General features: G+C 60.9%; 9 protein-coding genes. 7 read left to right on the top strand and 2 right to left on the bottom strand.

Features of this window, described 5'->3' with window-relative positions:
* Positions 1-29: 29 nt before the first annotated feature.
* Complete coding sequence (locus OC537_RS13000; RefSeq protein ID WP_025328253.1) at positions 30-515, bottom strand: DUF1456 family protein; 486 nt, start codon at positions 513-515, stop codon at positions 30-32.
* A gap of 63 nt (positions 516-578) precedes the next feature.
* Positions 579-3,299, bottom strand: a complete 2,721-nt coding sequence (barA, locus tag OC537_RS12995; protein WP_262111810.1) for a two-component sensor histidine kinase BarA — start codon at positions 3,297-3,299, stop codon at positions 579-581.
* 272 nt (positions 3,300-3,571) lie between these two features.
* On the opposite strand from barA, the gene rlmD reads away from it, so the two are divergent.
* The 7 genes from rlmD (at position 3,572) to ispD (ending at position 12,705) form a co-directional block, all read left to right on the top strand.
* The gene (gene rlmD, locus OC537_RS12990; RefSeq protein ID WP_262111808.1) at positions 3,572-4,894 is read left to right on the top strand and encodes a 23S rRNA (uracil(1939)-C(5))-methyltransferase RlmD; all 1,323 of its coding nucleotides are present in this window, start codon (positions 3,572-3,574) and stop codon (positions 4,892-4,894) included.
* A 252-nt stretch (positions 4,895-5,146) separates the two neighbouring features.
* The gene (relA, locus tag OC537_RS12985) at positions 5,147-7,357 is read left to right on the top strand and encodes a GTP diphosphokinase (protein WP_163155815.1); all 2,211 of its coding nucleotides are present in this window, start codon (positions 5,147-5,149) and stop codon (positions 7,355-7,357) included.
* A 74-nt stretch (positions 7,358-7,431) separates the two neighbouring features.
* Positions 7,432-8,229 carry a nucleoside triphosphate pyrophosphohydrolase gene (gene mazG / locus OC537_RS12980; RefSeq protein WP_234677517.1) on the top strand — a complete coding sequence of 266 codons (798 nt, stop codon included), beginning with the start codon at positions 7,432-7,434 and terminating at the stop codon, positions 8,227-8,229.
* 141 nt (positions 8,230-8,370) lie between these two features.
* A complete protein-coding gene (pyrG, locus tag OC537_RS12975) occupies positions 8,371-10,008 on the top strand; it encodes a glutamine hydrolyzing CTP synthase (RefSeq protein WP_106885832.1) in 1,638 nt (545 codons plus the stop codon).
* A gap of 89 nt (positions 10,009-10,097) precedes the next feature.
* Positions 10,098-11,396, top strand: a complete 1,299-nt coding sequence (gene eno / locus OC537_RS12970) for a phosphopyruvate hydratase (protein WP_025328247.1) — start codon at positions 10,098-10,100, stop codon at positions 11,394-11,396.
* Positions 11,397-11,684: 288 nt separating this feature from the next.
* Positions 11,685-12,002, top strand: coding sequence for a cell division protein FtsB (gene ftsB, locus OC537_RS12965; RefSeq protein WP_106885834.1), 318 nt, complete (start codon positions 11,685-11,687; stop codon positions 12,000-12,002).
* On the top strand, positions 11,995-12,705 hold the full coding sequence (gene ispD / locus OC537_RS12960) for a 2-C-methyl-D-erythritol 4-phosphate cytidylyltransferase (protein WP_163147189.1): 711 nt from the start codon (positions 11,995-11,997) through the stop codon (positions 12,703-12,705). Before ftsB ends, ispD begins: the two co-directional genes overlap by 8 nt.
* The last annotated feature ends 72 nt before the right edge of the window (positions 12,706-12,777 follow it).

The following is a 12,777-nucleotide window of genomic DNA, read 5'->3' as shown; positions in this document are numbered from 1 at the left end:
CTGTCTGAGGGTGACGTGCGCGCGCGGGCTCATGGCTCTGACCTGTACTTGGCGGTGAGGCCGATGAGGAAGTTGCGCAGGATCTGATCCCCGCAATCCTGGTAGTGCTTGTGATCCTTGGCGCGGAACAGGGCGCTCAGCTCGGACTTGGAGAGGTTGAAGTTGGCGAGCTTGAGGGTGCCCAGCATGTCTTCTTCCTTGTAGTCGAGGCCGATGCGCAGCTTGCGCAGGATCAGGTTGTTGTTGATCCGGTTCGGGATCACCTGGGGCGGGGCATTTTCCCGCACACCGCGACGCACGGCGATGAAGCCGTCGAGGAACTGGCTCAGGGCCGAGTCCGGGCAGGCGGCATAGCCTGCTTCCTGCTCTTCCCCTTCCGCGGCCTCTTTCAGCAACCAGCTGTGGAGCTGGGCGTGATCGACGGTCAGGTTGCCCTTGGCAAACATCTCGACCATCTGATCGTTGCTGATGGTGAGGGCGTAGCGCAGGCGGCGCAGAATATCGTTGTTGGTCATGTTGACTCCTGTGGAAACGGCGCGATTTTACCATCTGCGGGCCCCGCAGTCAGAAAAAGCGCCTCACTCGGCCAGGGAGAGGTAGCGAGGGGCCTCCCGCCGCACCTGCTCCAGGGCATCTTGCAGCTCCAGCAGCTCGGGTTCGAGCTCGCTGACGGGTACGCCGTCGCGCAACTGCTGCTCGAGCTGGGAGAGCAGGCGTTGCAGGCCGGGCACCCCCGAGTAGGCGCAGCCGCCGCTGAGGCGATGGAGCTGGGCCAGCACCTCGGCATCCTCCACCCCGCCCGCCAGCGCCTCGTCCAGCATGGGTTCCACCTCGTCGAAGCTGGCCAGCAACATGGTCAGCATCTCCCTGGCGAGTTCCGGCTTGCCCGCCGCCTGGCGCACCGCCAGGGTCCAGTCTATCTGCTGATCCCCCTGGTTCTGGTGGCGCCTGTGGGCGAAGTCGGTGATGAGCTGCGCCAGCATCCCCTCGTCGATGGGCTTGGCCAGGTAGTCGTCCATGCCCTGGCGGATCAGCCGCTCCCGCTCGCCTGGTATGGCATGGGCGGTGACCGCGACTATGGGAGTCTCGGTGTTGAGGGAGTGATGGCGGATCGCCTGGGTGGCGCTGATGCCATCCATGACGGGCATCTGTATATCCATGAAGATGATGTCGAACGGCTGACTCTGGGCCAGGTTGACCGCCTCCTTGCCGTTCTTGCACACCACCACCTCGGTCACCATCTCCTTGAGCATGGCAGCGATGAGCTTGAGGTTGGCGGCGTTGTCATCCACCGCCAGCACCTTGACGGCCTGTACCCGGTGGGGTATCGGCGCGGGCAGCGGCGTACGCCTGGCCGCTTCGGGAGAGAGCAGGGCGTGCAGCAGCTTGCGGTGGTTGATGGGCTTGGAGAGGCAATGGGCGGCGCCATGGGCCAGCATGGCGTCATAGAGCGCCGGCTCGTGGCTGCTGAGCAGCACTATGGTGTTCTGTTGCCCGCTGAGGCCATCGAGGCGGGTGATCACCTGCTGCGGGGTGTGCAGTGTGCTGCTGCCGATGATCACCATGTCCTGGCTGCCCATCTCAGGCCAGTCGTCGGTCATGGTCAGGGACTGCACGTCCAGCTGCCATTCGGCCAGCAGGGCGAGCAGGGAGGCGTGAGTGAAGGGATCCGGCTCCAGCAGCCAGACCCGCTTGCCCAGGATGCGGTCCAGCGGCAGCCGCTCGGTCTGGGGCAGGGGGGAGACATCCAGCTCCAGGTTGAAGGAGAAGACGGAGCCCTTGCCAAGTTCGGATTCGAAGCGGATCTGGCCTCCCATCTGCTGCACCAGTTTCTGGGTGATGACGAGGCCAAGCCCGGTGCCGCCATAACGGCGGGAGATCGACGAGTCGGCCTGATTGAAGGCCTGGAACAGCTGGCGCTGCTGCTCCTCCGAGATGCCGATGCCGGTATCCCGGATGAGGACCCGCAGGCGTACCTTGCTGCCGTTGGGGGCACCGGTCTGCTCGACGCGCACATCGACGTTGCCGCGCTCGGTGAACTTGATGGCGTTGCCGGCGAGGTTGGTCAGCACCTGTTGCAGGCGCATGGGGTCGCCGGTGAGGTAGTCCGGCACGGCGGCGTCCACCTGCAAGGAGAGCTCGATCTGCTTGTCGTGGGCACTCGGCCCCAGCAGGTGCATGGTCTCGTTGAGGGTGTCCCGCAGGCTGAACGGTATATGCTCGAGCTGCAGCTTGCCCGCCTCCAGTTTGGAGAAGTCGAGGATGTCGTTGATGATGCCAAGCAGGTTGCGCGCCGACTTCTCTATGGTCTGCATGTAGTCGGTCTGGCTCGGGGTCAGGCTGGTCTTGAGCAGCTGGCGGGTGAAGCCGATGACGCCGTTGAGCGGGGTGCGCAGCTCGTGGGACATGTTGGCCAGAAACTCGGATTTGACCCGTGCCGCCTCTTGCGCCCGTTTCTTCGCCATGTCGAGCTCGACGTTCTGGATCTCTATTTGTTCAAGCGTCTCTCGCAGATCCGAGGTCGCCTGATCGATGTTCTGCTGCATCTCCTCATGGTATTCGGAGAGCGCCTTGGCCATGGCGTTGATGCCGTTTTTCAGCATGTCCAGCTCGCCGGTGAGCTGGCCGCTGACCCGGGTATCGAGGCGCCCCTCCCGGATTCGGTGCACCGCCTGCACCATATCGGTGATGGGCTGGGTCACGCTCTTGACCAGACGGAAGCCGAACAGGGTACTGATGGCGAGGCCGATGAGCACTATGATGACCGCGAAGAAGGCGTCGCGATACTGCAGGACTATGGCCCTGTCGGTAGCGAGCTGCATGGAGATGTAGCCGATGACCGGCGGCTCCAGATCGCTCGGCAGGGGGAAGCCGTCCAGGCTGGTCTCGGCCTGAATGGGGGTGCGCAATATGATGTCATCGCCGTTGAAGGTGACGCTGGTCAGCGCCGGGATGGCGCTGCCGTCCGGCAGGCGAAGCTGGCTGAAGTCCCTGTGGTAGTTGGAGGTGACGAACAGCTGGTTGTCCTGGGTGAAGACGGCGATGGACTTGATGAAGGGGGAGTTCTTGCGATGGGTCAGCCCTATCAGCCGCTTGAGGGATTCGCGACTGTGCTGGGTCATGCCGTATTCACTGGCGATGGCCAGGGGCTCTATGATGTTGATGCCCTGATCGATCAGGTTGTTTTCCAGCTGATGGTAGCGGTGGAAGGTAAAGTAACCGGCGATCAGGCCGCCGATGATCAGGGTTGGCAATATGGTAAATGCCAGTACACGGGCTCTGAGGCCGTACTTGGTCATGCTGATAAACCGCCGGCAAACATGATGAAGACCATAGCCCCGGGGGCCTGTGGGCGCAGGGGGAGGGCTGGCAATACAGTCGATGTCACCGTAAGGGCGCTCAGGCCGTATCCTGTCATATCAATGGGCCACTTATGGTCAGATTGGGCAATGGGGCAGAGGCCGCAGCTCGGGCCCTCAGGCCGCATTTGGTCATACTATTATTCTTGTGGGACAATGGCCTGCTGCAGATTCCACAATCATGACATAGCCACCTATAGGCACCAAGTTTTATGGCCCAGTTTTTCAAGCCCCAAAAGAAATCCACCCAGCCCCAACGTATTGAATTTACGATAGACAGTCTGGACCACCACTGTGTCGGTGTCGGCCGTCATCAGGGCAAGGCCATCTTCGTCGAAGGGGCACTCCCCGGTGAGCTGATCAAGGCTCGCATCCTTGATGACAAGAAGCACTACGCCCACGCCGCCTTGCAACAGATAGTGACCCCGGCGGCCAATCGCATCGATCCCTTCTGCCCCCATTATCGCGAGTGCGGCGGTTGCAGTGCCCAGCACCTCGGCGAAGCGGATCAGCAGGCGGTCAAGGAGGCCGGGCTGGTCAGCCTGTTCGAGCGCCTTGGCAACATCAAGGCGCCGGCGCTCGAGCCCGTGCTCAAGGGGGAGTCCCGCAGCTATCGCCGGGTCTGCCGTCTCGCCATCAAGTTTGACAAGAACGGTCGCTGCACCCGGGTGGGCTTCCGTCGCCGTCAATCCAATGACCTGGTGGAGGTGGCGGGCTGCCCCGTGTTGTCTGATCCCCTCTCTGCCCTCATCACCCCCCTGCGCGAGTGCCTCAATCGCTTGAAGAGCCAGCGCGAGCTGGGGCATGCGGAGCTCATCCAGGCAGAACAGGGCATCATGATGCTGCTGCGCCACACTGGTCGCCCCAACGAGGCGGATCGCGCCCTGCTGGTGGCGTTTGCCGAAGCCCAGGGAATAGACCTCTACCTTCAGGCGGCGGATGAGCGCATCGAACCCCTGCGCCAACAATTTCAGCCGAGCTACACCCTCGATGGCCTGTCTCTTGCATTCGCCCCTGGCGACTTCATTCAGGTCAACGGCCCCATCAACCAGAGCATGGTGACCCAGGCGCTGGCGTGGCTGGGAGCGACCAAGGATGACAAGGTGCTGGATCTGTTCTGCGGCATCGGCAACTTCACCCTGCCGCTGGCCCGTCAGGCCCGTGAAGTGGTGGGGGTCGAGGGGGAGCTCGCCATGGTGGCCCGTGCCGAGGAGAATGCCCGGCGCAACGGCATCGACAACGCCCGTTTCTACAAGGCGGATTTGAGCGGCGACATAGTCGGCATGTCCTGGGCGCGGGAAGGCTTCGATCTGGTGTTGCTGGATCCGGCCCGGCCCGGGGCGCTGGAAGTCATGAGCCACGTGGTGGCACTTTCGCCCAAGCGGGTGGTCTATGTTTCCTGTAACCCTGTCACCCTGGCCCGGGACAGCCAGGTGCTGGTGAAGGGGGGTTATCGACTGGCCCGTCTGGGGATGCTGGACATGTTCCCCCACACCGGCCACCTGGAGTCCATGGCGCTGTTTGAACGGGATTGAGCAGGCTGTTTTCAGATTGCCGGGGCTGCGTTTTGTCGGCCTTCCGATGCCGGTAGCGCTGTTTGAGCAGGGGTGATTAGGGTAATCTAGATCTGCAAAAATGGACCTGATGTGCGAGAGAAACCTGTTGCCGGGATCGGCAACATGCCTTGAAAACTCTTTCGTGCATCCCCATTTGAGGCAGTCATCAGCTGATGAGGGGATGGCAGAAAGCATCGGCTTTCCGGCCCCACAATTTTAAGGATTGATACCATGGTTGCGGTGCGCGAAATTCATTTGAAAGACAATTTCACCCTGGATGAGTGGGTCAGCTCCCTCTCCTTAAGTGAAAGTGACAAGAATCAACTGCGAACCGTCTACCAGTATTGTCTGACGCTTGGCGACGAGGCGCTCACCAGCCGCTTGCTGGTGCGTGGGGTCGAGATGGTGGGCATACTGCTGATGCTCAGCATGGATCTCGCCACCCTCAAGTCGGCCATCCTCTATCCCTTCGTCGAAGCCGGTCTCATCAAGCAGGAGAAGGTGAACGAGGATTTCGGCCCCAAGATCGCCAAGCTGGTGGAAGGGGTGCTGGAGATGGAGGCCATCCGCTCCCTGCAGACCCTGCACCGCAGCGAGACCTCGCCGGAGCAGGTGGACAACGTGCGCCGCATGTTGCTCGCCATGGTGGAGGATGTGCGCGCCGTCGTCATCAAGCTGGCGGAGCGGATCGCCTGCCTGCGGGAGGCCAAGCTGGCGGATGAGGAGACCCGGGTGCTGATGGCCCAGGAGATCACCAACATCTATGCGCCCCTTGCCAACCGCCTCGGCATAGGTCAGCTCAAGTGGGAGCTCGAAGATCTCGCCTTCCGTTACCTGCACCCGGACACCTACAAGCAGATCGCCAAGCAGCTCGACGAGAAACGACTCGATCGGGAGCGCTACATCCGCGAGTTCGTGCAGTCCCTGCGCGATGCGCTGGCGGAGGCCGGGGTCGAGGCCGAAGTCTACGGCCGTCCGAAACACATCTACAGCATCTGGCGCAAGATGCAGAAGAAGCACCTCGAATTCAACGAGTTGTTCGACGTGCGTGCGGTGCGGGTGATCACCAAGCGGCTGCAGGATTGCTATGCGGCGCTTGGCATAGTTCACACCCATTTCCACCATATTCCCCGCGAGTTTGACGACTATGTCGCCAACCCCAAGCCCAATGGCTACCAGTCCATCCACACTGTGGTGGTGGGGGAGGAGGGGAAGACGGTGGAGATCCAGATCCGCACCGAGCAGATGCATCAGGATGCCGAACTCGGCGTCGCGGCTCACTGGCGCTACAAGGAAGGGGCTCAGGCCGCCGCCAAGACCAGTACCTTCGAAGACAAGATCGAGTGGCTGCGCAAGCTCCTCGCCTGGCAGGAGGACCTCTCCGAGAGCGGTTCCCTGCTGGACGATCTGCGCAGTCAGGTGTTCGAGGACAGAGTCTATGTGTTCACCCCCAAGGGGGACGTCATCGACCTGCCGGCGGGGGCTACCCCGCTCGATTTCGCCTATCACGTCCACAGCATGATCGGCCACCGCTGCATCGGGACCAAGGTGGATGGCCGCATAGTGCCCTTCACCTATACCCTGCAGACCGGCGATCAGGTGGAGGTGATCACCCAGAAGGAACCGAACCCGAGCCGCGACTGGATGAACCCCAATGCGGGCTTCCTGCGCTCCAGCCGGGCGCGGGCCAAGGTGGCGACCTGGTTCAGAAAGCTGGATCGGGACAAGAACATCGCCGCCGGCAAGGAGCTGCTGGAGAAGGAGCTGGACAGGCACAACCTGACGCTCTCCAAGGTGGACAAGGTGGTGTTGGAACGCTTCCATGCGGAGGAGCTGGAGGATCTGCTGGCCGGGATCGGCAGCGGCGACATCCGCATCAACCAGCTGCTCAACTACCTCGACACTCGTTACAACAAGCCGACGGCGGAGGAAGAAGACCGCCGCCTGCTGGAGAAGCTGGAGCAGAAGGCCAATGCGCCCTTCCGTCCCAAGGCCAAGGATCACATCGTCGTGGAAGGGGTCGGCAATCTGATGACCCACATTGCCCGCTGCTGTCAGCCCATCCCGGGGGACTCCATCCAGGGCTTCATCACCATGGGCCGCGGCGTCTCCATTCACCGGGAAGATTGCGAGCAGTTGAAAGAGCTGTCACGTCGCAACCCGGAGCGACTGATCGATGCGGTCTGGGGGGAGAACTACTCCGGCGGCTATGGTCTCACCATTCGCATCCTCTCCAACGACAGATCCGGCCTGCTGCGAGACATCACCACAGTGCTGGCCAACGAGAAGATCAACGTCATGGGGGTGCGCTCGCGCTCCAACGTGCGCGAGCAGACCGCCGAGATCGACATGGAGCTGGAGATCTACAACATCAACGCCTTCAACCGGGCCTTGGCCAAGCTCAGCCAGCTCAACGACGTGATCAGCGCCAAGCGCCTCTGATACCCCATAAAAAGTGACCGGCCCCCGTGGCCGGTCCTGTTTTAACCCTTTCAACGAAGTGAAGCGACCCTCTCATGTCCCAACGTTACGACCTCCCTCAATTGCTCGACATCATGGCTCAGCTGCGCTCCCCGGACGGGGGCTGCCCCTGGGATCTCAAGCAGAGCTTCCAGACCATAGTGCCCCACACCCTGGAGGAGGCCTACGAAGTGGCCGATGCCATCGAGACCCAGGATTGGGAAGGATTGAAGGGTGAACTGGGGGATCTGCTGTTCCAGGTGGTCTTCTACGCCCAGCTTGGCAAGGAGCAGGGACTGTTCGATTTTGCCGACATAGTCGATGCGGTGAGCGAGAAGCTCATTCGCCGCCATCCTCATGTGTTCTCCGATGCGGACCTCGGTGACGAGCAGGCGGTCAAGGTGAACTGGGAGGCGGAGAAGGCCAAGGAGCGGGCTGCGCTGGACAAGGAGAGCGTGCTGGACGACATCCCCCTCTCGCTGCCGGCCCTGACCCGGGCCGCCAAGATCCAGAAACGTTGCGCCACCGTCGGTTTCGACTGGAAGACGCTAGGCCCTGTGGTGGACAAGATCCACGAGGAGATCGAGGAGGTGATGGAAGAAGCGCTGATGGTCGACGTGGACGAGGCGCGGGTGAGCGACGAGCTCGGCGATCTGCTGTTTGCCACCGTCAACCTGGTGCGCCATCTGGGCAAGGATCCGGAGCAGGTGCTGCGGGGCGCCAACGCCAAGTTCGAACGCCGTTTTCGTCAGGTTGAGCAGTTTATTGCCGCGGAAGGGCTGAAAATGACCGATTGCACCCTGGAGAAGCTGGATGCAGCCTGGGGTCGGGCCAAGGAAACCGAGCAAAGTTGATTTGGCGCAAGACGAGGGGGCGGCGAGCCTGATAGATTTTTGTTCATTGTTTGGGAGAGGGGGTTTTGGTATACTGTTTCCCCGTCCTGCTTCATCCCCGAAGCACCCCTTAAAATTCCCTAAACTTCTTTCAGGTTCAGCATGACGACAAAATATATTTTTGTAACTGGTGGCGTTGTTTCATCCCTCGGCAAAGGCATTGCCGCAGCTTCTCTGGCAGCCATTCTGGAAGCCCGTGGTCTGGATGTGACCATCATGAAACTGGACCCCTATATCAACGTGGATCCGGGCACCATGAGCCCGACCCAGCACGGTGAAGTGTTCGTAACCGAGGACGGGGCCGAGACCGATCTGGATCTGGGCCATTACGAGCGTTTCATCCGCACCAAGATGACCCGTCGCAACAACTTCACCACCGGCCGCATCTATGCCGACGTGCTGCGCAAAGAGCGTCGTGGTGACTATCTGGGTGCCACCATCCAGGTCATCCCGCACATCACCAACGCCATCAAGGAGCGGGTGATTGCCGGCGCCGAAGGCCACCAGGTGGCCATAGTCGAAGTGGGCGGTACCGTGGGAGACATCGAGTCCCTGCCGTTCCTCGAAGCCATTCGTCAGCTGGCTGCCGAAGTGAGCCGCGACAATGCCATGTTCATGCACCTGACCCTGGTTCCTTACTTGGCCGCTGCCGGTGAAGTGAAGACCAAGCCGACCCAGCACTCCGTCAAAGAGCTGCTCTCCATCGGGATCCAGCCGGACGTGCTGATCTGCCGCTCCGATCGCGCCATTCCGGCCAACGAGCGTGCCAAGATCGCCCTGTTCTGCAACGTGCCAGAGCGCGCAGTCATCTCCATGAAGGACGTCGACTCCATCTACAAGATCCCGGCGCTGCTGAAGTCCCAGAATCTGGATGACTACTTCATCGCCCGTTTCGGCCTGGAGTGCAAAGAAGCTGACTTGTCCGAGTGGGAACAGGTGGTCTATGAAGAGGCCAACCCGACCGCAGAAGTGACCATCGGCATGGTCGGCAAGTATGTTTCCCTGCCGGATGCCTACAAGTCCGTCAACGAGGCGCTCAAGCACGGCGGCCTGAAGACGCGCCTCTCCGTCAACATCAAGTTCATCGACTCCCAGGACATCGAGACCCGTGGCTCCGAGCTGCTGGAAGGTCTGGACGCCATCCTAGTCCCGGGTGGCTTCGGTGAGCGTGGCGTGGAAGGCAAGATCCTGGCCGCCCAGTATGCCCGTGAGAACAAGATCCCTTACCTGGGTATCTGTCTGGGGATGCAGGTTGCCATGATCGAGTTCGCTCGCAACGTGGCTGGCATGACAGGGGCTCACTCCTCCGAATTCAAGAAAGATTGCGCCTACCCGGTTGTCGGCCTCATCACCGAATGGGTGGATGAAGAAGGCAACGTCGAGACCCGCACCGAGAAATCCGATCTGGGCGGCACCATGCGTCTGGGTTCCCAGCTCTGCCACCTGGTAGAAGGCTCCAAGGTGCGTCAGATGTACGGCACCCCGACCATTTACGAGCGTCACCGTCACCGTTATGAGGTGAACAACAAGCTGCTGCCGCAGATCGAAGCGGCCGGCTTGAAGGTGACCGGTCTCTCCGCCGACAAGAAGCTGGTGGAAATTATCGAGATTCCGGATCACCCTTGGTTCGTGGCGGCGCAGTTCCACCCGGAGTTCACCTCGACTCCCCGTGATGGCCACGCCCTGTTCGCCGGTTTTGTGAAGGCGGCAGGCGAGTATCAGAAGCGTAATTTGAAGTAATTGAAAATAAATGCGGTTGGGGCCCTGTGCCGCAGCCGCTTTTTTTGGCATATTTTTGTTGTTTTTTTACGAAACCTGAGGAAATACACATGTCCAAGATCGTTAAAGTGATCGGTCGTGAAATCATCGACTCCCGTGGTAACCCGACCGTTGAGGCCGAAGTTCACCTGGAAGGTGGTTTTGTTGGTATGGCAGCCGCTCCGTCTGGCGCGTCCACCGGTTCCCGCGAAGCGCTGGAACTGCGTGACGGCGACAAGAGCCGTTTCCTGGGTAAAGGCGTGCTGAAAGCCATCGAAGCCGTTAACGGCCCGATCGCTCAGGCTCTGCTGGGTAAAGATGCCAAGGACCAGGCCGCTATTGACCAGATCATGATCGACCTCGACGGTACCGAGAACAAATCCAAGTTCGGCGCCAACGCCATCCTGGCCGTTTCCCTGGCTAACGCCAAAGCCGCTGCTGCTGCCAAGGGCCTGCCGCTGTACGCCCACATCGCCGAGCTGAACGGCACCCCGGGTGTCTACTCCATGCCGCTGCCGATGATGAACATCATCAACGGTGGTGAGCACGCCGACAACAACGTCGACATCCAGGAGTTCATGATCCAGCCGGTTGGCGCCAAGACCCTGAAAGAAGCCATCCGCATGGGTGCCGAGGTCTTCCACAACCTGGCCAAGGTACTGAAGTCCAAGGGCTACGCCACTGCAGTGGGCGACGAAGGCGGTTTCGCACCTAACCTGAAGTCCAACGCCGAAGCGCTGGAAGTGATCGCCGAAGCCGTTGCCGCTGCCGGTTACAAGCTGGGCACTGACATCACCCTGGCCATGGACTGCGCTGCTTCCGAGTTCTACGACGCAGAGAAGAAAGAGTACAACCTGAAGGGCGAAGGTCGTATCTTCACCTCCAACGAGTTCTCCGACTACCTGGCCGACCTGACCACCAAGTTCCCGATCGTCTCCATCGAAGATGGCCTGGACGAATCTGACTGGGAAGGCTTCGCCTACCAGACTGCTGAACTGGGCAAGAAAATCCAGATCGTGGGTGACGACCTGTTCGTAACCAACACCAAGATCCTGAAGCGCGGCATCGACAACGGCATCGCCAACTCCATCCTGATCAAGTTCAACCAGATCGGTTCCCTGACCGAAACTCTGGCTGCCATCAAGATGGCCAAGGACGCTGGCTACACCGCCGTCATCTCCCACCGCTCCGGTGAGACCGAAGACGCGACCATCGCCGACCTGGCCGTGGGTACCGCTGCTGGCCAGATCAAGACCGGTTCCATGAGCCGTTCTGACCGTGTTGCCAAGTACAACCAGCTGATCCGTATCGAAGAAGCCCTGGGTGCCAAGGCTCCGTTCCGCGGCCTGAAAGAAGTAAAAGGCCAGTAATTACTGCCTGCAATTCTTGAGCTGTTGAAAAGCCCCGCCACGCTGGCGGGGCTTTTTTATATCCGTCGCCCACCAATTGTCAGGCCAGCCCCTGATCGGCGGCGGTTTTCGTGTGGTTGCCGCCAACCTGGCGCCAAGGCCGTCCTTCCTGGGGATAGCGCGGGTTTTTGACTCTCGTCTGCGGGACCCCGCCATCTTTTTTATTGCCCCGGCCCGTCTGGCACACCGGCTTTCTTTTGTCTTGCCTGCGAATATGGGAAACTAGGCCGCTTGAAGGAGACTCAGTGCATGCGGCTACTCACTCTTATCCTGCTCCTCCTCTTGGGAGGGCTGCAATATGACTTCTGGCTGGGGAAAAACGGCCTATCCGATTATCGGGAGCTCTCCAATGCCATCGAGCGGCAACAGCAGGACAATCTGGTTCTCAAGGACCGCAACAACCTGATTTACCGGGAGATCGACGATCTGACCTCGGGCCTTGAGGCCATCGAGGAGCTGTCGCGCAACGATCTTGGCTACATCAAGCAGGGCGAGACCTTCTACCGGATCATTCCCAAAGACAAAGACCAAGTAACGGAGCCGGACGGCGTCCCCTACGATGACTGATTGCCACAGCGGGCTGACCGCCATAGTTCCGGCCGCCGGTATCGGCAGCCGCATGGGGGCCGACTGCCCCAAGCAGTACCTGACACTGGCAGGGAAGACCATCCTGGAGCATACGCTCGGCTGTTTGCTGTCCCATCCGGCCATAGCCCGGGTGATAGTGGCGCTGGCGCCGCACGATGGGTGGTTCGAACAACTGACCGTGGCGGCCGACCCGCGCATTCTGCGGGTCGAGGGAGGAATCGAGCGCGCCTATTCGGTGCTCAACGCCCTGCATGTGGCGGAAGGGAAGTGGGTGCTGGTGCACGATGCCGCTCGTCCCTGCCTCTGTCACGGCGATCTCGACAAGCTGATCGCGACAGCCATGGCGTGCGATGGAGCCATCCTCGGCAGCCGGGTGCGGGACACCATGAAACGCACCGACGGGGCAGGCAACATAGTGGCCACCGTCGAGCGCGAACAGCTCTGGCATGCCCTGACGCCGCAGATGTTCCCCACCGGCACCCTGAAACGGGCGCTGGAGGAGGGGCTGGCACTGGGGGCCCTCATCACAGACGAAGCCTCCGCCATGGAGCGCGCCGGTTTTACCGTGAAGATGGTGGAGGGGCGTGCCGACAACATCAAGGTGACCCGACCGGAAGATCTCTCCCTGGCCGAGCTCTTTTTACAACAACAAAGTGCGCGCCAGCAGGCGCGACCCGATTGACCCGCAGAGGGGCCCGCATGATCCGCATTGGACATGGTTTTGACGAGACAGATTTCTGTGTATTGAGGGGGG

The sequence above is a fragment of the Aeromonas sp. Marseille-Q5825 genome (genome assembly GCF_946892685.1).
Classification (GTDB): domain Bacteria; phylum Pseudomonadota; class Gammaproteobacteria; order Enterobacterales; family Aeromonadaceae; genus Aeromonas; species Aeromonas rivipollensis.
The sequence above is the reverse complement of the archived record's forward strand: the minus strand, read 5'-3'. Positions and strand labels throughout refer to the sequence as shown.

Coding starts and splice junctions, on each gene's coding strand:
- OC537_RS13000 (WP_025328253.1), bottom strand. CDS start 515: ATGACCAACAACGATATTCTGCGCCGCCTGCGCTACGCCCTCACCATC.
- barA (WP_262111810.1), bottom strand. CDS start 3,299: ATGACCAAGTACGGCCTCAGAGCCCGTGTACTGGCATTTACCATATTG.
- rlmD (WP_262111808.1), top strand. CDS start 3,572: ATGGCCCAGTTTTTCAAGCCCCAAAAGAAATCCACCCAGCCCCAACGT.
- relA (WP_163155815.1), top strand. CDS start 5,147: ATGGTTGCGGTGCGCGAAATTCATTTGAAAGACAATTTCACCCTGGAT.
- mazG (WP_234677517.1), top strand. CDS start 7,432: ATGTCCCAACGTTACGACCTCCCTCAATTGCTCGACATCATGGCTCAG.
- pyrG (WP_106885832.1), top strand. CDS start 8,371: ATGACGACAAAATATATTTTTGTAACTGGTGGCGTTGTTTCATCCCTC.
- eno (WP_025328247.1), top strand. CDS start 10,098: ATGTCCAAGATCGTTAAAGTGATCGGTCGTGAAATCATCGACTCCCGT.
- ftsB (WP_106885834.1), top strand. CDS start 11,685: ATGCGGCTACTCACTCTTATCCTGCTCCTCCTCTTGGGAGGGCTGCAA.
- ispD (WP_163147189.1), top strand. CDS start 11,995: ATGACTGATTGCCACAGCGGGCTGACCGCCATAGTTCCGGCCGCCGGT.